Annotated in this window: 15 protein-coding genes; 10 read left to right on the forward strand and 5 right to left on the reverse strand. The window is 61.2% G+C overall.

The genetic code is table 11. The annotated features are described in order from the left end of the window. Positions 1 to 8: 8 nt before the first annotated feature. The 3 genes from AC1DM5_RS09765 to AC1DM5_RS09775 all read right to left on the reverse strand — a co-directional run bounded on the left by AC1DM5_RS09765 (position 9) and on the right by AC1DM5_RS09775 (position 3,051). The gene (locus tag AC1DM5_RS09765) at positions 9 to 1,526 is read right to left on the reverse strand and encodes a tripartite tricarboxylate transporter permease (protein WP_477818232.1); all 1,518 of its coding nucleotides are present in this window, start codon (positions 1,524 to 1,526) and stop codon (positions 9 to 11) included. A 92-nt stretch (positions 1,527 to 1,618) separates the two neighbouring features. Next, positions 1,619 to 2,110 carry a tripartite tricarboxylate transporter TctB family protein gene (locus tag AC1DM5_RS09770; protein ID WP_477818231.1) on the reverse strand — a complete coding sequence of 164 codons (492 nt, stop codon included), beginning with the start codon at positions 2,108 to 2,110 and terminating at the stop codon, positions 1,619 to 1,621. Next, positions 2,107 to 3,051: a Bug family tripartite tricarboxylate transporter substrate binding protein gene (locus AC1DM5_RS09775; RefSeq protein WP_477818230.1), complete on the reverse strand. Its 945-nt coding sequence runs from the start codon at positions 3,049 to 3,051 to the stop codon at positions 2,107 to 2,109. The genes AC1DM5_RS09770 and AC1DM5_RS09775 overlap by 4 nt, the downstream gene beginning before the upstream one ends. 327 nt (positions 3,052 to 3,378) lie before the next feature. Between AC1DM5_RS09775 and AC1DM5_RS09780 the strand changes: the two genes are divergently transcribed. Beyond that, positions 3,379 to 4,059, forward strand: coding sequence for a winged helix-turn-helix transcriptional regulator (locus AC1DM5_RS09780; RefSeq protein WP_477818229.1), 681 nt, complete (start codon positions 3,379 to 3,381; stop codon positions 4,057 to 4,059). A gap of 196 nt (positions 4,060 to 4,255) precedes the next feature. After that, complete coding sequence (locus AC1DM5_RS09785) at positions 4,256 to 5,089, forward strand: class I SAM-dependent methyltransferase (RefSeq protein WP_477818228.1); 834 nt, start codon at positions 4,256 to 4,258, stop codon at positions 5,087 to 5,089. A 178-nt stretch (positions 5,090 to 5,267) separates the two neighbouring features. On the opposite strand, the gene AC1DM5_RS09790 is transcribed toward AC1DM5_RS09785, so the two are convergent. Both AC1DM5_RS09790 and AC1DM5_RS09795 read right to left on the reverse strand, forming a co-directional pair. Then, positions 5,268 to 6,332 (reverse strand): ABC transporter substrate-binding protein, encoded by a 1,065-nt coding sequence (locus AC1DM5_RS09790; RefSeq protein WP_477818227.1) that lies wholly within the window; start codon positions 6,330 to 6,332, stop codon positions 5,268 to 5,270. 68 nt (positions 6,333 to 6,400) lie between these two features. Further along, the gene (locus AC1DM5_RS09795) at positions 6,401 to 6,913 is read right to left on the reverse strand and encodes a GNAT family N-acetyltransferase (RefSeq protein WP_477818226.1); all 513 of its coding nucleotides are present in this window, start codon (positions 6,911 to 6,913) and stop codon (positions 6,401 to 6,403) included. A gap of 237 nt (positions 6,914 to 7,150) precedes the next feature. Here AC1DM5_RS09795 and AC1DM5_RS09800 point away from each other — a divergent pair, with 237 nt between their 5' ends. The 8 genes from AC1DM5_RS09800 to glgB all read left to right on the forward strand — a co-directional run bounded on the left by AC1DM5_RS09800 (position 7,151) and on the right by glgB (position 22,209). Next, positions 7,151 to 7,828 carry a response regulator gene (locus AC1DM5_RS09800; protein WP_007822773.1) on the forward strand — a complete coding sequence of 226 codons (678 nt, stop codon included), beginning with the start codon at positions 7,151 to 7,153 and terminating at the stop codon, positions 7,826 to 7,828. After that, a complete protein-coding gene (locus AC1DM5_RS09805; RefSeq protein WP_477818225.1) occupies positions 7,825 to 9,207 on the forward strand; it encodes a sensor histidine kinase N-terminal domain-containing protein in 1,383 nt (460 codons plus the stop codon). The genes AC1DM5_RS09800 and AC1DM5_RS09805 overlap by 4 nt, the downstream gene beginning before the upstream one ends. A 107-nt stretch (positions 9,208 to 9,314) precedes the next feature. Then, entirely contained in the window at positions 9,315 to 12,641 is a 3,327-nt protein-coding gene (locus AC1DM5_RS09810) for a transglutaminase family protein (protein WP_477818224.1), read from the forward strand. A gap of 14 nt (positions 12,642 to 12,655) precedes the next feature. Further along, on the forward strand, positions 12,656 to 15,073 hold the full coding sequence (locus AC1DM5_RS09815) for a circularly permuted type 2 ATP-grasp protein (RefSeq protein WP_477818223.1): 2,418 nt from the start codon (positions 12,656 to 12,658) through the stop codon (positions 15,071 to 15,073). Then, complete coding sequence (locus AC1DM5_RS09820) at positions 15,070 to 15,957, forward strand: transglutaminase family protein (RefSeq protein WP_477818222.1); 888 nt, start codon at positions 15,070 to 15,072, stop codon at positions 15,955 to 15,957. The genes AC1DM5_RS09815 and AC1DM5_RS09820 overlap by 4 nt, the downstream gene beginning before the upstream one ends. A gap of 117 nt (positions 15,958 to 16,074) precedes the next feature. Then, a complete protein-coding gene (locus AC1DM5_RS09825; RefSeq protein ID WP_477818221.1) occupies positions 16,075 to 17,268 on the forward strand; it encodes a VWA domain-containing protein in 1,194 nt (397 codons plus the stop codon). A 274-nt stretch (positions 17,269 to 17,542) separates the two neighbouring features. Then, entirely contained in the window at positions 17,543 to 20,002 is a 2,460-nt protein-coding gene (locus tag AC1DM5_RS09830) for a glycogen/starch/alpha-glucan phosphorylase (protein WP_477818220.1), read from the forward strand. Continuing rightward, complete coding sequence (glgB, locus tag AC1DM5_RS09835; RefSeq protein WP_477818219.1) at positions 20,002 to 22,209, forward strand: 1,4-alpha-glucan branching protein GlgB; 2,208 nt, start codon at positions 20,002 to 20,004, stop codon at positions 22,207 to 22,209. Before AC1DM5_RS09830 ends, glgB begins: the two co-directional genes overlap by 1 nt. Positions 22,210 to 22,228: the final 19 nt, after the last annotated feature.

Genomic DNA, 22,228 nt, shown 5'->3' on the forward strand with positions numbered 1-22,228 from the left:
TCTTGTTTTTAGTCTTCATTTGCCGCGAGCTGAGAGAGAACCTGGCCGCGGCCACGCAGTCTCAGGATCAGCGGAATGAGGAAGGCAGCAGCCGCGACGATCAGCAGGCCGCAGGCGATCGGCGACATGACGAGCGTGGTCACATCGCCTTGGCTGATCGAAAGCGCTCGGCGAAGCTGCTGCTCGGCCAGCGGCCCGAGGATGAGGCCGACGACAGTAGGCGCGATCGGATAGCCGAAGATCCGCATGATATAACCGAGCACGCCGAACGCGAGAAGCATGCCGAGCTCGAAGACCGAAGGATTGGCCCCGATAGTGCCGAGCGTGGCAAACAGCAGGATGCCGGCATAGAGCCACGGCTTCGGAACCGTCAGCAGGCGAACCCAGAGACCGATCATCGGCAGGTTCAGGACCAGGAGCATCGCATTGGCGATGAGCAGGCTCGCGATGAGACCCCAGACGAGCTGTGGGTTGGTGGCAAACAGCAACGGACCCGGCTGCAGGCCGTATTGCTGGAAGCCGGCGAGCATGATTGCCGCCGTCGCTGACGTCGGCAGGCCGAGCGTCAACAGTGGCACCAGCGTGCCGGCGGCCGATGCATTGTTGGCGGCCTCAGGACCGGCAACGCCTTCGATGGCGCCATGGCCGAATTCCTCGGGATTCTTCGATAGGCGCTTTTCCGTGGCATAAGAGAGGAACGTGCCGATTTCGGCACCGCCTGCCGGCATGGCGCCAATGGGGAAGCCGATGATCGTGCCACGCAGCCACGGCTTCCATGAACGCGCCCAGTCCTGCTTGTTCATCCAGAGCGAGCCACGAACCGCTTCCACCTTGTCCTCGCCGCGCTTTCCTTGTGCGGCGATGTAGAGCGTCTCGCCAATGGCGAACATCGCAACAGCCAGCGTCGTCACTTCGATACCGTCGAGCAGGTCGGGTATGCCGAAGGAAAGGCGCGCCTGGCCTGTCTGCTGGTCGATCCCGACCATGGCGAGCGCAAAGCCGATGAAGAGCGAGGTGAGGCCACGCAACGCCGAATCCCCGAAGGCCGAGGAGACGGTCACGAAAGCCAGCACCATCAGTGCGAAATATTCGCGGGGACCAAAGATCAACGCCAGCTTGACGATATAGGGGGCAATGAAGGCCAAGCCGAGCGTGGCGATGAGGCCGGCGACGAACGAGCCGATGGCCGCCGTCGCCAGCGCCGGTCCGCCGCGGCCTGCACGCGCCATCTTGTTGCCCTCGAGCGCTGTGACGATCGAGGCGCTTTCACCCGGCGTGTTCAGAAGAATCGAAGTGGTCGAACCGCCATACATGCCGCCGTAATAGATACCGGCAAACATGATGAGCGAGCCGCCCGGATCGAGCTTGTAGGTGACAGGCAAGAGCAGCGCCACGGTCAGCGCCGGGCCTATACCCGGCAGCACGCCCACGGCGGTGCCAAGAGTCACGCCGATGAGGGCGTAGAGCAGGTTGATCGGCTGCGCAGCAACCAGAATGCCCTGCCAGAGGAATTCGAATGTGCTCATGGTTTTGTCCCAAGCGGCGGCTCCTGAGGGGGCACAGGACCGTCCGCGCAAAAAACAGAGAACTGAAAGCGCCCGGCGCGAGGCGAGCGCTATCAGAAGAACAGGTGTTCGAGCGGGCCGGCCGGCAGCGTGAGCTGCAGCAGCTGCGAGAACATCGCCCAGACGATGAAGCTCAGCACGATGCCGATCGGCAGTGAGAACCAGATCTGGCGCTTGCCGAAGCCGCGCGCGGTCAGCGCAAAGAGCACGCCGGTCGCAATCGAGAAACCGGCGATGCGCAAAAGCAGCATCTGTCCGGCAAGGCCTGCGATGATCCAGATGACGGGCGCCACTTCCTGCTGCTCACGTTCCGGAAAATCGCCGCGCCAGGCTTCGATCGCCGTCCAGATACCAAGACAGAAGAGGCCGAGAGCAACGACCTTCGGCACCGTCGATGGGCCGATACGGTCATACTGCGCGATCGTCTTCAGATGCGAGGCATCCCAGAATACCACGACAGCGACAGCGATGAGGAAAGCGGCAATGACCAGCGCCGCCCAATCAGGGCGGCGCTTCGTTGCCGATGAGCTATCGGCTTCGCTCATTGAACGAGACCGATGTCTTTGAGAATGCCTTCGGTGGCCGAGACATCCTTTTCGAGCTGTGCCTTGAACTCGTCACCCGCGAGATAGGTGTCGGCCCAGCCCTTGGTCTTCAGGGTTTCCTGCCAGGCGGCAGACTTGTGCAGCTTGTCGAAGTCGGCAGCGATGGAAGCGACTTCTTCATCGGTCAGACCCGGAGCGGCAGCGACCATGCGCCAGTTCTGGATGGAAACGTCGGTACCGGCTTCCTTGAGGGTCGGGGCATCGACACCGGCGATACGGGCATCGCTGGAAACGCCGAGCAGACGCAGTGTGCCGGCCTTGACCTGTGATTCGAACTCGCTGTAGCTCGAAATGCCGGCCGTGACCTGGCCGCCGAGGATAGCGGCGAGTGCTTCGCCACCGCCCGAAAAGGCGACATAGTTGATCTTCGTCGGATCGACACCGGAAGCCTTGGCGATCAGACCGACGGCGATGTGGTCCGTGCCGCCAGCAGAACCGCCGCCCCAGGAAACAGCGCCCGGATCGGCCTTCAGCTTGGTGACGAGATCGGCAAGCGTCTTGATGTCGGAAGCGGCCGGAACGACGATGGCTTCATATTCGCCGGTCAGACGGGCGATCGGGGTGACGTCCTTCAGCGTAACGACCGACTTATTGGTCAACAGTGCGCCGACCATGACGTAGCCGCCGACGATGAGAGCGTTCGGATTACCGGCGCTCTGGCTGCTGAACTGGGCAAGGCCGATGGAGCCTCCGGCACCCGGTACGTTCTGAACCTGGACGCTTTTGGAAATGCCTTCCTGCTGCAGCACCGTCTGCAGCGAGCGAGCCGTCTGGTCCCAGCCGCCGCCGGGCGCGGCCGGAGCGATGATGGTGTAATCGGCCGCATAGGCCGGCAGCGCGATGGCCGCTGCCAAAAGGGTTGCGATGAAAGTGTGCTTCACGATGTGTCCTCCGTGCTGCGGCTGAGCGGACCGCCAGTGCTATTTTTGAAAATGAGGAGAGATCACCGATCGGTGGACGCAATTGTCCTGATAGCGAGCGGAAGTCCTCCCGGAAAATCTTCAACTCTCCGCCTCCACGGAGAGGAAGTAGCCCAAGCCATCATATGAAGCTGTCATTTAGCTGACATCGCCGGGATATCCAGTGCGGCAAGACACTTTTTTGCCGTAATTCAACTACCTTCCCGCGAAAGGCGAGAGGACTAGTACATTGTCTGTACTGGACGCTCTCAGGAACTTGGCCGATACTCGGCCATGGAGGGCGATCCGATGGCAAATGGCGGTTACAACCAGTTTTGTCCGGTTTCCAAGGCGTGCGAGCTGCTCGAGCCGCGATGGACCTTGTTGCTGCTCTGCGAAATGTGGTCCGGCTCCACACGTTTCAACGAGATCCGACGCGGCGTCCCGGGAATGTCGCCGACCCTCATGGCAAAACGGCTGCGCGAGATGGAGGCAAACGGCCTCGTCACCCGCTCGGAAAACCGCATCACGGGCGAGATCGTCTATAGGACGACCGAGATCGCCAACGAGTTGGAGCCGATCGTGCATGCGCTCGGCACCTGGGCGCATCGCAATATCGATGCCAGCGTAACGCTCGAAAAGCTCGATGCCCGCATTCTGATGTGGAACATGCGCCGCAAGGTCAACGCCGCTGCCCTGCCCTCGCGCAAGCGTAGCGTCATCCAGTTCACCTATCCCGAATTGCCGCGCGACGAACGGCATTACTGGCTCGTGGCTCGGCTAGGCACGCCTGTGGACCTCTGCCTCACAGATCCCGGTTACGATGTCGACCTCTTCGTCACCGCCGATTTGAAGGCGATGACCTCGGCCTGGATGGGCCATTCCAGCTTCGATACCGAAATCGCCAGGGAACGCATCTCCTTCATCGGCGACATGTCGCTCGCCACAAGCATCGGAAACTGGATGGTGCGCAGCTCCTACGCCGCCTGATCCATTTTCTGTACCGGTCCCAGTCCATTTTCTACACTAGGCCGATTGCCCATCCCGAGGCACGATCCCCCTGCAAGCGGACCTGGGGCACTCCAAGAGACTGGTCGAGCGCTACGCATACACCTGGATATCAGTGGAAAACCGGCAAGCGCTCGCGGCAACGGCCTGTGCTCGCCGAGATGAGAGGAGACATTCCATGCAAACCACAGCGAATGCCGTGACACAGCCCACACCCGATCTCGCCGCGTTGAAGTCGCGCCAGCAGGTCGCCTGGGCTTCCGGCGATTATTCCGTCATCGGCGCCCGGCTGCAGATCGTTGGCGAAAGCCTTTGCGAAGCCCTGGACCTGCGCTCCGGCGAAAAGGTTCTCGATATCGCCGCCGGCAACGGCAATGCGACGCTTGCCGCGGCGCGGCGCTGGGCCGAGGTGACCTCGACCGACTATGTACCGGAACTTCTGGAGCGCGGCCGCGAGCGGGCGATGGCAAACGGCTTGGCGGTGGAGTTCCAGCAGGCCGACGCGGAAGCCCTGCCCTTCAAGGATGCAAGCTTCGATGTCGTCGTCTCCACCTTCGGCGTCATGTTCACGCCGGATCAGGACAAGGCGGCAAAGGAAATGCTGCGCGTCTGCCGGACGGGCGGGCGTATCGGCATGGCGAACTGGACGCCGGAGAGCTTCATCGGCCAGGTCTTCAAGACGATAGGCAAGCATATTCCACCGATGCCGGGCGTCGGGTCGCCGGCGCTGTGGGGCACCAAGGAAAGGCTGGAAGAAATGTTCGGCGGCCACGCCAGCATCGAGGCGACGTCGCGCATGTATAATTTCCGCTACCGCTCACCCGCCCATTGGCTGGAAGTGTTCCGCACCTGGTACGGCCCTGTTCACAAGGCCTTCGAAGCTCTGCCACAACCGGGCAAGGCAGCTCTCGAAGAGGATTTCCTTGCGCTCATCGCCCGCTTCAACCGCGCCAAGGATGGCACCATGGTCGTGCCAGCCGAATATCTGGAAGTGGTGATACGCAAAGGCTGACCGTAGCTGCCGTGACGGCATAAATGCGAAAGGGCGAGGTTCGCTAGCAGCGACCTCGCCCTTTATATTTTTGAGTTAGAGCTCGGACCATTCCTGCTGAATGGATCAGCGCTTAGTCATTGAGAACATGTGATTTATTTTGGTCAGCGCGCCGGTTTCTATTGGGCGAGCGAGGTTTTTACTGCGTCCGCAGCACCTCATTCCAGTGCGCAATCAGCCGGGCGCGCTTCACCTGGTCGAGATAAACCATCAGACCGGGGCTGACAGGCACCGGACGCAACTGTGCGCCGAGCAGTTCCTGCAACGTATTGGCGGTATTCTCGCCCGCCACTTCCGGGCTGACGGCCGGGATCTGCAACTCTCGGGCCATGATCGTCTGACCTTCCTTCGACATGAAGAAGGCAAGGTAGCGCCGCCCGAGTTCCGGCTCGGCGGCAGCCTGCGGCACCAGGCCGATGCGCGACATCACGACCGTATAATCCTTCGGCAACACGATGCCGACGTCAGGATGACGCGAGGCCCAGTCGGCCGCATAAGAGCCGAGGATATTATAGCCGAGGACGAAACGCCCGTCGGCCACCCGCTCGAGGATTGCCGAACTTGTGGAATAGAGCTTCACGCCCGCCGCCCCCATCGCCCCGATCACCGACCAGATATCGCCGAACTGTTCCTGATCGCGCGCCATGAACAAAAAGCCCACGCCGGAACGTTCGATGTCATAGGTCCCGATCCGCCCATAAACCTCATTGCCCTTGCGTTTCAAATAGTCGACGAATTCCGCCCGCGAGCTCGGCACCGATTCATGAACAAAGCTCGGCTTGTGATAGACGAAGACGGCCGGTTCGAAGGTCAGCGCATAGGCGGTGTTGCGCCAGTTCGCCCATTTCGGCCATTGCGCGCTCATCGGCAGGTTGCTCACCTGCGCATAGCCGTCGTTCGAAAGCTTCACCTGCAGGTCCATCGCAGAGGAGAAGGCGAAGTCCGCCGTCTTGTGACCCGTATCCGTCTCCTTGACGATGCGGTCGTAGATATCCCCCGTCAGCATGTCCTCATATTTGACTGCCACATCCGGATTGGCTTCCTGGAAGCCACGGATCATCGGCTGCGCCAAGGGCTCGTCGAGCGAGGAATAGACTGTCAGCACCGGCGCATCGGTATTCCCCGACTTCGCCGGATAGAAGACCTGATCCGCTGCAGCAAGGCCGGGCATCAAGCACAGGAACAGAATGAAAAGGCTCCTCATCGCGCAAGAATGCCCGAGCCGCACACGCCAGACAAGGGTCGGCTTCCAGTAGTGGCTGCGGCCAGGCCTCAAAGCTCGCGCTCGAAGAACATCAGGATCGGCTTCAGATCATCAGGGATCTCGTAGTAGGCATCTCGCTCGCGAAAACCCAGGCGACGATATAGCTTCTGCGCAGCGACCTGCCGATGGCCGGTATCGAGCCGCATCATCCGGTAGCCATCCTTCTTGGCCTGTGCAAGGGACGCTTCGCAGAGTGCCTGCGCCGCGCCGCTTCCGCGTGCCCGCTCGGAAACGAAGAGCCGCTTCATCTCCGATATGCCCGGCGCGATCTCGTGCTGCATGACGCAGCCGACAATCTCTCCATCCAGCCGCGCCAGGAACATTGCCCCTTGTGGTCTTGCATGGATCTCCGGCAGGTCGGCGAGCATCGCCTCGAACTTTTCCGGACTGTAGTAAAGTTCTATCTGCGCCCGCTCGTCGGGATAGTTGTCGTAAAGCCATTGTCGGAAGGCGCGGCTGAGATGCCGAACGGCATCGATCTCTTCCGGGCTTTCCGCAAGCCCGACCGACAGGTTCCCCATCTGCAAAGCCTCCCGAACTTCCGATTGTCCTTACCACGACGGACTGCGCCCCGCCATCGGCATCTCGGCGCGGATCGAAACTGGTCCATGGCGTCGTGGCGGTCGGGCTCATGATGCGCAGGGCCTGAGGGGAGCGAATACCATCCTGCCATTCTCCGTTCACCAATTCCCAGAATCGCTGTGACATCGGGCTGTCATCCCTGATAAACTCCCCTAAAAAATCGAGGGAAACATCCGTTGCGCATCCTGCTTACCGAAGACAATATCGCGCTGGCCGATGGCCTGTCGGCGATCTTGCGCGGCACGGGCCATGCGGTGGATGTCGTCCATGACGGCGCCTCGGCCAATGCCGTCATCGCAGCGGAAAATTTCGATCTCGTCATTCTCGATCTGAACCTTCCCGAAATGGACGGCCTTGATGTACTGCGTGCCATGCGCTCCCGCGGCAGCCGGGCTGCCGTGCTCATCCTGACGGCCCGCGGCTCGCCGGAAGAGCGCGTGAAAGGCCTGGATCTCGGCGCCGACGACTATCTCATCAAGCCCTTCGACATCGCCGAATTCGAAGCCCGTGTGCGCGTGCTTCTGCGCCGCCAGGCCGGGCTGCATTCCTCGACAGTCAGCTTCGGATCGATCTCGCTCGACCTGAATTCCCGCGCATTTTCGGCCGGCGCCACGCCGCTCGACATCCCCTCTCGCGAGCTTGGCCTCCTGGAAATCCTTTTCATGCGCGCCGGCAAGGTCGTCGCCAAAGAAGCGATCATGCAGTCGCTGACTGCCTTCGATGACGACATTTCGGCCAACGCCATCGAGCAATATGTCAGCCGCCTGAGAAAAAGGCTTTCGCCGCATGGCCTGACGGTCAAGACCGCCCGCGGCATCGGCTATTATCTCGACAAGCTGCCCGAGGCCTCATGACGGCGGCCTATTCGCTCCGGCGCCGACTGCTTTTCTGGCTGCTTGTCTCGACTGCCGTTATCGGCACGCTGGCGCTCGCCGATACCTGGCGCGAAGCCGTCCAGACCTCGAACATCGTTTCCGACCGCGTGTTGGCCGGTTCGGCGCTGGCCATTGCCGAACGTGTCGTCGTCGCCGAAGACGGCACGCTCGAGGTCGATATTCCCTATGTCGCGCTGGAAATGCTGACATCGGCGGCACAGGACCGCGTCTTCTACCGTGTCGACGGCCCGCCGGGAAATTTCATCACCGGCTACCAAGCGCTGCCGGTGCTGAAGGAAACGCAGGGCGATACGGCTGCCTTTGCCGACGACATCTTCCGCGGTGAGCCGATCCGCGTGGCGACATTGGGACGCTCCGCCTCGACCGGCATCCGCTCTGTGCCCTTCGTCGTCACCGTCGCCGAAACCACTATTGCCCGCCGTCATCTGGCGCAGGCAATCCTCGTCCGCTCGGCGCTGCGCCTCGCCGTCATGATTGCCGGTGCCGCCGTTATCGTCTGGATTTCCGTTACGGTGGCACTGCGGCCGCTCTACAAGCTCGGCGACGCTATCGGCGAGCGCAACCCAGACGACCTGCATCCGATCGAGCAATCCGTTCCGAGCGAGGTGCAGCCACTTGTCGATACGGTCAACTCCTTCATGGTGCGCCTGCAATCGGCGCTTGATGCGCTGCGCAATTTCACCGGCAATGCCAGCCACCAGCTCCGCACGCCGCTCACGATCATCCGCACACAGCTTGCTCTTTCAGCCCGCGCCGGTTCTCTCGACGAGGCGCAACATGCCGCACTCAAAGGCGATCAGGCGGTTGCCCATGCCGAGCGCATCCTTGCCCAGCTTCTGCTGATGGCCAAGATCGACGCCGCGACCGCCAAGGAAGCGCTGACGGTCTCTGCCATCGATCTCGCGGCCATTGCCCAGGAGATCACCGGCGAGCAGATCCCGCGCGCCGCCGAGGCTGGCATCGATCTCGGCTTCGAGGGTGAAGGGCCTGCGATGATCCGCGCCGAGCCGCTGCTGATCGGCGAGATGCTGCGCAATCTCGCGGGCAATGCCATCGCCTATGCCGGCAAGGGCGCGGAAGTGACCGTCCGTATTCTTGAAGATGCCGAGACCGTACGGTTGGAAGTCGAGGATAACGGCCCGGGAATTCCGCCCGAAAAGCTGGAAGCCGTCAGAAAGCGTTTCTCCCGCGGCAATGAGTCCGGCGCGCCCGGCGCCGGCCTCGGCCTGCCGATCATCGAGGAAATCGCCAATCTTTTCAATGCGAGACTCGTGCTGATACCAGGCCGCGGCGGCAGGGGCCTGAAGGCGTCAGTGACGTTCAACAGAGCCGCCTGAAAGCCGTCACCGCGCCAACCTTTCCGCCTTGCATTCTTTCGCTGCATTGCACACACTGGTTTTGGGAACAGCTAAGCCGATCAACGGCAAGCGGATAAAAGAGCAATATGTCAATCAAAGCCAGCATCTATCATCTGACCCATTATCAGTATGACAAACCGATCCGCCTCGGCCCACAGATAATCCGCCTGAAGCCGGCCTCGCATTCGAAGACGCGGGTCTTGAGCCATTCTCTGAAGGTCACGCCGTCGAACCACTTCGTGAACCTGCAGCAGGATCCTTACGGCAATTATCTCGCCCGCTTCGTCTTCCCCGACCCCGTGACCGAATTCAAGATCGAGGTCGATCTCGTTGCCGACATGACCGTCTACAATCCCTTTGATTTCTTCGTCGAGGAGGAAGCGACGAAGTGGCCCTTCAACTACCCGGAATCGCTCCGTGAAGATCTCTCGATCTACATGATGCCGGAGCCGGCTGGCCCGCGCCTGAAGGCGCTGCTGCCGACGCTCGACTGGTCCCCCGATCAGCCGACGGTCGACATGATCGTCGGCCTCAATGCCCGTCTGCAGCGGCAGATCGGTTATGTCATCCGCATGGAAGCCGGCGTCCAGACGCCGGAGGAGACGCTGGAAACCGCCAAGGGCTCCTGCCGCGACACCAGCTGGCTGCTCGTCCAGATTCTGCGCCATCTCGGGCTCGCCGCCCGTTTCGTCTCCGGCTATCTCATCCAGTTGGCACCGGACCTGAAAGCGCTCGACGGCCCTTCCGGTACCGAGGTCGATTTCACCGATCTGCATGCCTGGGCGGAGGTCTATCTGCCCGGCGCCGGTTGGGTCGGCCTCGATCCGACCTCTGGACTTCTAACCGGCGAAAGCCACATTCCGCTGGCCGCCACGCCGCATTTCAGCAATGCCGCCCCGATCTCCGGCGGTTATTTCGGCGAGGCCGAAACCGAATTCGCCTTCGACATGAAGGTCTCCCGCGTCGCCGAGCACCCGCGCATCACAAAACCCTTCTCCGATGAAAGCTGGGACGAGCTCAACCAGCTCGGCGAGAAGGTCGACCGCGTCCTCGAAGCTGAGGATGTACGCCTGACGATGGGCGGCGAGCCGACTTTCGTCTCTATCGACGATTTCCAGTCAGAGGAGTGGAACACCGCCGCCGTCGGCCCGACCAAGCGCGAAAAGGCCGACAGCTTGATCCGCAGGCTGCAGGAGCGCTTCGCTTCCGGCGGCTTCCTGCATTACGGCCAGGGTAAATGGTATCCCGGCGAAAGCCTGCCGCGCTGGACCTTCTCGCTCTACTGGCGACGGGACGGCAAGCCGATCTGGCAGAACCTGGATCTGGTCGCCGCTGAAGGCAAGGATACTGGCGTCAAGGCTGAGGATGCCGAAAAGCTCCTGACGGCGATTGCCAGGGAACTGGCAATCAAGCCCGATATGGTGCAGCCGGCCTATGAGGATCCTGCAGACTGGATCATCAAGGAAGGCAGCCTTCCCGAAAACGTTGATCCGTCGAATTCGAAACTGAAGGACCCCGAGGAGCGCAACCGCATTGCCCGCGTCTTCGCCCGCGGCCTCACCGTGCCGACAGGTTATATCCTTCCCGTTCAGGTATGGAATGCCAAGGCCGCCGCAAGCAGGACCTGGGTCAGCGAAAAATGGCGCACGCGCCGCGGAAAGATCTTTCTTGTACCGGGTGACAGCCCGATCGGCTATCGCCTGCCACTCGGCACGCTGCCCTATGTCCCGCCGGCGCGCTATCCTTATATCCATCCGGCAGATCCGTCGATACCGCGCCCGCCGCTGCCTGACGTCTTCGTGCCCGCCGGCCGCGCCATGCCGGAAGCATCGTTCCAGACGGACGAAAGCCACGCCGTCCGTGTCGAACAGACCCTTGGCGACATAGGCGGCGCCGTGCGCACTGCCTTGTCGGTCGAACCGCGCGAAGGCAGGCTCTGCGTCTTCATGCCGCCAGTCGAGCGCGTCGAGGATTATCTGGAGCTGATCGCCGCTGCCGAAAACGCCGCTGCTGAACTCAAGCTTCCCGTTCACATCGAAGGCTACCCGCCGCCGCAGGACGAGCGCATCAACGTCATCCGCGTAGCCCCCGATCCGGGCGTCATCGAAGTCAACATCCACCCAGCCTCCAACTGGCAGGATTGCGTTGACATCACCACGGCGATCTACGAGGAAGCGCGCGCCACCCGGCTCGGCGCCGACAAGTTCATGGTCGATGGTCGCCACACCGGCACCGGCGGCGGCAACCACGTCGTCGTCGGCGCGGCCAATCCAAACAACAGCCCCTTCCTGCGCCGCCCGGACCTGCTGAAAAGCATCATTCTCCACTGGCAGCGCCATCCCTCCCTCTCCTACCTCTTTTCCGGCATGTTCATCGGCCCGACCAGCCAGGCGCCGCGCATCGACGAGGCCCGCCACGATAGTCTCTATGAGCTGGAGATCGCCATGGCGCAGGTCGGAGCGCCGGGTCGCGGTCAACTGCCGCTGCCCTGGCTCGTGGACCGATTGTTCCGAAATCTTTTGACCGATGTCACCGGCAACACGCACCGTGCCGAGATCTGCATCGACAAGCTGTTCTCGCCGGATGGCCCGACTGGACGGCTCGGCCTTATCGAGTTCCGCGGCTTTGAGATGCCGCCGAATGCACGTATGTCGCTTGCCCAGCAATTGCTGGTGCGCGCGCTGATCGCCCGCTTTTGGACGAACCCCGCCGACGGCAATTTCGTCCGCTGGGGTACGACCCTGCACGATCGTTTCATGCTGCCGCATTTCGTCTGGACCGATTTCCTCGATGTGCTCGCGGACCTGCGCGAAAACGGCTTCGACCTCAGCCCCGAATGGTTCAAGGCCCAGCTTGAATTCCGCTTTCCTTTCTGCGGCGAGGTCGAATACGAGGGCTCGAAGCTGGAACTGCGCCAGGCGCTGGAGCCCTGGCACGTCATGGGCGAGGAAGGCGCGCCGGGCGGCACCGTCCGCTACGTCGACAGCTCCGTCGAGCGCCTTCAGGTTCGGCTCGAAACGAACAACGTCTCGCGCTACATCGTCACCTGCAATGGCCGAATCGTACCGCTGATGCCGACGGGCACATCGGGTGTGTCCGTTGCGGGCGTGCGTTTCAAGGCCTGGCAGCCGGCTTCCGGCCTGCACCCTGTGCTGCCGGTGAATACGCCTTTGACTTTTGATATTTATGATACATGGTCGAAACGTTCGATCGGCGGCTGCATCTATCACGTTGCCCATCCGGGTGGTCGGAATTATGAAACCTTCCCGGTCAACGGCAACGAAGCGGAAGCGCGGCGGCTTGCCCGTTTCGAACCGTGGGGACATACGGCGGGTGGTTATATTCCGCGTGTCGAAACGGTTCCGCCTGAATTCCCGCTCACGCTGGATCTGAGGCGGCCCGTTGGAATTTGAAGAAACTGGGTCTGATGGGCAAGAAGCCTGCACTGGAACTGAGGGACGAAATCGAAGAACGCGCCGGCGCGGATGCGGTCTTCGACTATGAGCCCTTGCCCGGCATCGCCGACGAGATGGTGGACAATAAGGGCACGATCCGCCCGGTCTGGCAGCGCTTCCTCGCCCATCTGAACGTCATGCCGGAAAAGGATCTGGCCGAGCGGTTCGCCCGCGCCGACCGCTATCTGCGCGACGCCGGCGTCTTTTACCGGGCTTACGGCGCCAAGGGCAGCGGCGAGCGTGCCTGGCCGCTCTCCCACATTCCAGTGCTGATCGACGAACGTGAATGGCAGGCTCTTTCGGCAGGCCTCGTGCAACGCGCCAATCTCCTCGAAGCGATGGTTGCCGACATCTACGGCGACAACAAGCTCATTGAGGAGGGCATCGTTCCGCCCGCCCTCATTGCTGCCAATCCGGAATTCCAGCGACCTCTTGTTGGCGTAAAACCGGCAACCGGGCACTACCTGCATTTCTGCGCCTTCGAGATCGGCCGTGGCCCTGACGGCAATTGGTGGGTACTTGCCGACCGCACGCAGGCCCCCTCCGGCGCAGGCTTTGCGCTGGAAAACCGCGTGGCGACCACCCGCGCCTTTTCCGATATCTACGCCGAAACGCCGGTTCATCGCCTCGCTTCCTTCTTCGGCGCCTTCCGCGATGCACTGCAGACGATGAAACATTCGGGCGACGACCGCATCGCGGTTCTGACGCCCGGCCCGGCAAACGAAACCTACTACGAACACGCTTATATTGCCCGCTACCTCGGCTTCATGCTGCTGGAAGGCGAGGACCTGACTGTCGTCAACGGCCGCATCATGGTGCGCACCGTCGCCGGCCTGAAGCCGATCGGCGTGCTGTGGCGGCGTCTCGATTCCGCCTATGCCGATCCGCTTGAGCTGAACCAGAATTCGCATATCGGCACCCCCGGCCTTGTGGAGTCGCTACGCGCCGAAACGGTGACCATCGTCAATGCACTCGGCACCGGCGTTTTGGAAACGCGCGCCCTGCTCGCCTTCATGCCCGCCGTCTGTCGCCAGCTGCTGGGCGAAGATCTGCGCCTGCCGTCCATCGCCACATGGTGGTGCGGCCAGAAGGACGAGCGTGACCACGTGGCTGCCAATATCGAAAAGATGGTGATCGGCCCGGCCTATTCCCGCGCGCCCTTCTTTGATGACAGCGGCGAATCCGTCCTCGGCTCGTCGCTACGCGCCACCGCGAAGAACTCGATTGCAGACTGGCTGACAAGCGACGGCGCAAAGCTCGTCGGTCAGGAAGTCGTCACCCTCTCGACCACACCCGCCTGGGTCAACGGCAAGCTGACGCCACGACCGATGTCGCTGCGCGTGTTCGCCGCCCGTACCGCTAACGGCTGGCAGATCATGCCCGGCGGCTTTGCCCGCATCGGCTCGGGAGACGATGTCGCCGCCATCGCCATGCAATCCGGTGGCGCGGCGGCCGATGTCTGGATCGTCAGCGACAAGCCGGTCGAGCGCCACACTCTCCTGCCCGCCGAGGGCAGCTTCACCCGCAACATGCCGGGCAGCCTGCCAAGCCGCGCGGCCGATAACCTCTTCTGGCTGGGCCGCTATATTGAACGCGCCGAAGGGGCACTGCGCATCCTGCGCGCCTGGCATGCGCGTTACGCCGAGGCGGCCGACCCGAACCAGCCGCTGCTCGCTGACGTCACTGAATATCTTGCCGCCGTCGATATCGACACCGCCGAACCGGTGCCGGAATCGCTGCTGCGCAATATTGAGAGCGCCGTCTATTCGGCAAGCAACATCCGCGACCGCTTCTCGCCGGATGGATGGCTGGCCCTGAACGACCTCGCCAAGACCGCCCGCCGCTTCCACTCGACCATCACCGCCGGCGACGACGCAAGCCATGCAATGACCATCCTGCTGCGCAAGCTCGCGGGCTTCGCCGGTCTCGTCCATGAAAACATGTATCGTTTCACCGGCTGGCGCTTCCTCTCGCTCGGCCGATACATTGAACGCGGCCTGCACATGACGCGGCTTCTCGGCCATATGTCCGGCCCGGAAGCGCCTGACGGTGCGCTCGACATGCTGCTCGAAATCGGCGACAGCGTCATGACCCACCGCCGCCGCTACAACGTCAATACGGCGCCGCTGACGGTGACCGATCTTCTGGCGCTCGATCCACTGAACCCGCGCTCGGTGCTCTTCCAGATGAACGAGATCCACCGCGAGGTCGAGCAACTTCCGAACGCCTTCATCAACGGCCAGATGTCGCCCTTCTACCGCGAGGCGATGCGCCTGCATTCCGGCCTCGCCGTCATGACGCCAGAGACGATGAGCGGCGATGTCTATCACCGGCTGGAGCGCGAACTGGAACACCTCTCCGACCTCTTGGCGCAGACCTATCTCGGATGACGGCCGTGCTCTACGATCTCACCCTGCACATGGGCTATGCCTACGACACGCCTGCGTCAGGCGCGCGCCATATCATGCGTCTGATGCCGCTCTCGCTGGCGAACCGCCAACGGCTTGTCGCAGGCTCGATCAGCATTTTGCCGCAGCCGGACGAACAGTCGCATTTCGTCGATTTCTTCCAGCATCCGGCAACGTCCTTCCTGCTGCGCTCGCCGCATGAAACGCTCGATATCCGCATGCAGGCCCGCGTGCAGGTCGAAAGCCAGGTCATGTCGGCAGACTTCTCGCCGTTGCTGGCCGACCTGCCGGAGGAAGTCGCCGGAATCTGGTCGCTCGATTCAGAATCGCCCCACCATTTCCTTGGCGACAGTCCGCGCCTGACCGAAACCAAGGCGATCAGCGAATACGCAAAGACCTGTGTCCAGCCGTCGCTGACCGTCATGCAGATTGCTTATGCGCTTTGCGCCCGCATCAACAAGGATTTTACCTACGATCCGGAAGCGACGACCGTCGACACGACACCGCTGGAGTCCTTCAAACTGAAGCGTGGCGTCTGCCAGGACTTCACTCATGTCATGATCCTCGCGCTGCGCAGCCTCGGCATTCCCGCCGGCTACGTCTCCGGTTTCCTGCGCACAATCCCGCCGCCGGGCAAGGAACGGCTGGAAGGGGCTGACGCCATGCATGCCTGGGTCCGCATCTGGTGCGGTGAAACGGCCGGCTGGATCGAGCTCGATCCCACCAACAATATCCCTGCCGGAACCGACCATATCGTCGTCGCATATGGCCGCGACTACGCCGATGTCGCTCCCGTCATCGGTGTGCTCAAGAGTTATGGCAGCCAGCGTTCCGTGCAGGCGGTGGACGTAATTCCGCTCAAATAATCCCGAAATTGGAAAAAACAGCCAGTTGCCTGCAATTTTAGAGACTGGCTTTAGCACCCATTAAAGTCATCTGGTCCATCAAGAGCCAAATAGGGCTCCTTTGAACCGGTGGACATGATGAACACCCTGCATTTGCTTTTTGATCGGCTGCGGCGCGACCGTGGCGGCAATTTCGGTATCATGACGGCCATCTTGCTGCCTGTGCTTATCGGCGCCGCGGGTGTCTCCATTCAGGTAACAGACATGCTGCTTTCGCAGCGACAACTGCAGGAAGCGGCCGACGCGGCCGCGCTCGCAACCGCGACCGCGCTTGCAAACAAGACTATTCAGCCCGCCGATGCCCAGGCCTTTGCCCGTGATTTCGTCGCCGGCCAGATGGCGAACTATCTTCAGGACACAGATCCTTCGACGACCGACATCAAGAACAGCACCGCGGTGAACGTCTCGACAACCACCTCCGGCAAGTCTGTCTCATACCAGGTCACCGTAGCGCCGAACTACACGATCAATTTGAATCCGATGATGCGGGTAATCGGTTTCAAAACGCAGAACATCGCCGCATCAGGCACAACCGTTAGTGGACATTCGGAAACCCAGGGGTCGGTCTCCATGTATCTCGTTCTCGACCGCTCGGGCTCGATGGCTGAATACACCACGACAGTCAACGCCTCGACGCCGACGAGGGACGAGGATTGCAGCTATACCGACCCCAAGACCAACAAGAACGTGAAACAGACCTGCACAGTCACGAACTACTACACCAAGATCGAGGCGCTGAAGCTTGCCGTTGCCAGTTTGGCCGGCCAGCTCAATACTGCCGATCCCGATAGCACCTACGTTCGCACGGGCTCTGTTTCCTATAACGACAAGATGCAGACCGCACAGCCACTCGATTGGGGCACCTCCAAGGTTGTCAGCTACGTCAACGCGCTGACCGCCTCGGGCCGCACTGATTCCAGCGCGGCCTTCAAGAAGGCCTATGACAGCTTGGTGGACCCGAAGGAAGACAAGGCGCATCAGGATAAGACCGGACAGACGCCGACCAAATACATTGTTTTCATGACCGATGGTGACAACAACGTAGCCTCAGCTGACACCACAACCAAAAAATTGTGCGATGATGCCCGCGACAAGAAGATTCAGGTCTATACGGTCGCTCTCATGGCGCCCGCCGGCGGGAAAGCTTTGCTGAACTACTGCGCCACGACCTCCGCGCACTATTTTGCGGCGGAGAATATGACGGCGCTTCTGAATGCCTTCAAGTCGATTGGTGCCAAGGCAGCGAACCAGGTGACACGCCTAACCAATTAAAAGGCCATACTACAATGCAGCAAAAAGCCGCTCCGGAACAAACCGGGGCGGCTTTTCGTTTAAACTTTATTCGGCCCATCAGATCGGGAAAACCGATTGAAATCAAGTCCCTTGGGCCTGTCGAATATGAAGGTTCCGCAAATTTTTCGTTTGCCCAATTCCCTTGTTGCAAGTGCGTGATAACGGTGCATAAACTGCCCTGTCGGTGTAAGCGACAAATCGATTGAATCAGGCGTAAGATACTGTAACCAAATCAAAATTGGCGAGACCTGACATGAATACTGTTTCGAAGCCGATCATCCCCTCACCAGCTCCGCGCAGTTCCCGGCCAGAAATCCTCGCTGAGGAAATCATCGAGCGTCTGACCTACCGCATTGGCAAGGATGCCAAGGTCGCCAAGCCGCATGACTGGCTGACAGCAACCATTCTCGTGGTGCGTGACCGCATCATCGACAAGTGGATGGAGTCCACCCGCAAGGTTTATGAAACAGGCGCCAAGCGCGTCTACTACATGTCTCTCGAATTCCTGATCGGCCGCCTGATGCGCGATGCCGTGTCCAACCTCAACCTGATGGAAGAGGTTCGGGATGCGCTCGCTTCGCTCGGCGTCGATATCAACGTCATTGCCGCCCTCGAACCGGATGCCGCCCTCGGCAACGGCGGTCTCGGCCGTCTTGCCGCCTGTTTCATGGAGTCGATGGCAACTGTCGATGTTCCGGCTTATGGCTACGGCATCCGCTACGTCCACGGCCTCTTCCGCCAGCAGATGGCGGACGGCTGGCAGGTCGAGCTGCCGGAAAACTGGCTTGCCCACGGCAACCCCTGGGAATTCGAACGCCGCGAAAGCGCCTATGAAATCGGCTTCGGTGGCTCTATCGAGGTCATCAACAGCCATGACGAGCAGCCACGATACGTCTGGAAGCCGGCCGAGCGCGTCATTGCCGCCGCCTTCGACACACCTGTCGTCGGCTGGCGTGGCAAGCGCGTCAATACGCTGCGCCTCTGGTCGGCACAGCCGATCGACCCGATCCTGCTCGACGCCTTCAACGCCGGCGACCATATCGGCGCGCTACGCGAGAGCAACAGGGCTGAAAGCCTGACCCGCGTTCTCTATCCGGCCGACGCAACGCCTGCCGGCCAGGAGTTGCGCCTGCGCCAGGAATATTTCTTCTCTTCCGCCTCGCTGCAGGACATCCTGCGCCGTCACCTGCAGCAATATGACGACTTCACCTCGCTGCCGGACAAGGTGGCGATCCAGCTCAACGACACCCATCCGGCCGTTTCCGTCGCCGAACTGACGCGTCTGCTCTGCGACGTGCATGGCCTGGATTTCGATACGGCCTGGGATATCACCCGCCGCACCTTCTCCTACACCAACCACACGCTTCTTCCCGAAGCGCTGGAAAGCTGGCCGGTTCCGCTCTTCGAGCGTCTGCTGCCGCGCCACATGCAGATCATTTATGCGATCAACGCCAAGATCCTGATCGAAGCCCGCAAGACGCGGAATTTCTCCGACACCGAAATCCGTTCGCTCTCGCTGATCGATGAAAGCGGTGACCGTCGCGTGCGCATGGGCAACCTCGCCTTCGTCGGCTCGCATTCGATCAACGGCGTCTCGGCTCTGCACACCGACCTGATGAAGGTCACGGTCTTTGCGGACCTGCACAAGCTCTATCCTGATCGCATCAACAACAAGACCAACGGCATCACCCCCCGCCGCTGGCTGCAGCAGTGCAACCCCGGTCTGACCGGCCTGGTGCGCGAAGCGATCGGCGACGAATTCCTCGATGACGCCGAGAAGCTGCGCGCACTCGACAAGTTCGCAACGGACCCGAGTTTCCAGCAGAAGTTCGCAACCGTGAAGCGCGCCAACAAAGTGGCTCTTTCCAATCTCGTCGCCAGCCGCATGGGCGTGAAGCTCGATCCGTCGGCCATGTTCGACATCCAGATCAAGCGCATCCACGAATACAAGCGCCAGCTCCTCAACATCGTCGAAGCCGTCGCACTGTACGATCAGATCCGCTCGCATCCGGAGCTGGATTGGGTTCCGCGTGTAAAACTCTTCGCCGGCAAGGCGGCGCCGAGCTATTACAACGCCAAGCTCATCATCAAGCTCATCAACGATGTCGCCCGCACGATCAACAATGACCCGTCGGTCCGCGGCCTGCTGAAGGTCGTCTTCGTGCCGAACTACAATGTCTCGCTCGCGGAAGTCATGGTACCGGCGGCAGACCTCTCCGAGCAGATTTCCACGGCCGGCATGGAAGCATCGGGCACCGGCAACATGAAGTTCGGCCTGAACGGCGCGCTGACGATCGGCACGCTCGACGGCGCCAATGTCGAAATGCGCGATAATGTCGGCGAAGACAACATCGTCATCTTCGGCCTGCAGGCAGATGAAGTCGCCAAGATCCGTAGCGAGGGCCACAATCCTCGTGCAATCATCGAAGGTTCGCGTGAGCTGGCACAGGCGCTTGCCGCCATCAGCTCGGGCGTCTTCTCTCCTGACGACCGCAACCGCTACACCGGCCTCATCGACGGCATATATTCCCATGACTGGTTCATGGTCGCTGGCGATTTCGATGCCTATGCCGCCGCGCAGCGCGAAGTCGACCAGATCTGGACCAACCAGTCCTCCTGGTATGAGAAGACGATCAACAACACGGCGCGGATGGGCTGGTTCTCTTCCGACCGCACAATCCGGCAATATGCAGACGAGATCTGGAGAGCTTGATGAAGCCGCCGAAAGCCGCCCCTGAAGTGAAGCTTCCCTGGGAAATTTCGGCAAGCGAAATCGCGGCAATCCTCAGTGGCTCGCATGACAATCCCTTTGCCGTCCTGGGCGTGCACCAGGCCGGCGAGACCTTCATCACCAGGTGTTTCCTTCCGGGCGCCGAAGCTGTCACGGCAATGACGCTGGATGGAACGCCGATCGGCGATCTCCATCAACTCCATCCTGACGGTATTTTCGGCGGCCAGGTCTCGATCACAAAATTCCAGCCGGTGCGCTATCGCGCCCGGCGCGCCGACGCCGAATGGGCAGTGACGGATCCATACAGCTTCGGCCCCGTACTCGGCCCGATGGACGATTATTACGCCCGGCAGGGTTCGCATCTGCGACTCTTCGACAAGATGGGCGCTCACCGCATCAAGCATGAAGGCGCGACCGGCATCCACTTTGCCGTCTGGGCACCAAATGCCCAGCGCGTTTCCGTCGTCGGCGATTTCAATAACTGGGACGGACGGCGTCATGTCATGCGCTTCCGTTCCGACAGCGGGATCTGGGAAATCTTCGCTCCCGACGTGCCGCTCGGCGTTCCCTACAAATTCGAAATCCGCGGTCATGACGGCGTTCTGCTGCCGTTGAAGGCCGATCCCTTTGCCCGCCGCAGCGAACTGCGCCCAAAGACGGCCTCCGTGACCGCAGCCGAGCTTATACAGGACTGGCAGGACGAGCCGCATCTGAAGCATTGGCGCGAAACGGACCAGCGCCGGCAGCCGATCAGTATCTATGAGGTTCATGCAGGCTCCTGGCAGCGCCGGCAGGACGGCTCCATGCTTTCCTGGGATGAGCTTGCCTCGAGCCTCATCCCCTATTGCGTCGACATGGGCTTCACCCATATCGAATTCCTGCCGATCACCGAGCACCCCTATGATCCCTCCTGGGGTTACCAGACGACCGGCCTTTACGCCCCGACCGCCCGCTTCGGCGAGCCGGAGGGTTTTGCCCGTTTCGTCAACGGCTGCCACAAGGTCGGCATCGGCGTCATTCTCGACTGGGTGCCGGCGCATTTTCCGACCGACGAGCACGGCCTTGGCTGGTTCGACGGTACGGCACTTTACGAGCACGCCGACCCGCGAAAGGGCTTCCACCCGGACTGGAATACGGCGATCTACAACTTTGGCCGTACTGAAGTCGTATCCTACCTCGTCAACAACGCGCTCTACTGGGCCGAGAAATTCCATCTCGACGGCCTGCGTGTCGATGCCGTCGCTTCGATGCTCTATCTCGACTATTCGCGCAAGCACGGCGAATGGATCCCGAACGAATATGGAGGCAATGAGAACCTCGAAGCCGTCCGCTTCCTGCAAAACCTCAATACCCGCATCTATGGTGAACATCCCGGCGTCATGACCATCGCCGAGGAGTCGACATCCTGGCCGAAAGTTTCCCAACCGGTCCACGAGGGCGGTCTCGGCTTCGGCTTCAAGTGGAACATGGGCTTCATGCACGACACGCTGAGCTACATGAGCCGCGAACCCGTGTACCGCAAGCATCACCACAATGAGCTGACCTTCGGGCTGCTCTACGCCTATTCCGAAAATTTCGTCCTACCGCTCTCCCATGACGAAGTCGTGCATGGCAAGGGTTCGCTGATCGCCAAGATGCCGGGTGACGATTGGCAGAAATTCGCCAATCTGCGCGCCTACTACGCCTTCATGTGGGGCTATCCCGGCAAGAAGCTGCTCTTCATGGGGCAGGAATTTGCCCAATGGGCCGAATGGAGCGAAAACAAATCGCTCGACTGGAACCTGCTCCAATATCGTATGCACGAGGGCATGCGCCGCCTGGTGCGCGACCTCAACTTCACCTACCGCAGCAAGGCAGCGCTCCATGCGCGCGATTGCGAAGGCGACGGCTTCGAATGGCTGATCGCAGATGATTACGAGAACTCGGTCTTCGCCTGGCTGCGCAAGGCGCCCGGCCAGAAGCCGGTTGCCGTCATCACGAACTTCACGCCTGTCTATCGCGAGAACTATTCGATCCGGCTGCCTTCGCCGGGGCGCTGGCGGGAGATCCTCAATACCGATGCCGACATCTATGGCGGCAGCGGAAAGGGCAATGGCGGGCGCGTGCAGGCCGTCGATGCCGGCGGCGAGATAAGCTGCTCGATAACCCTGCCGCCGCTGGCGACAATCATGCTTGAACCTGAGAATTAGTGACTGGTGGGAGGAGAAA

The organism is Rhizobium sp. 01T437 (genome assembly GCF_056398505.1).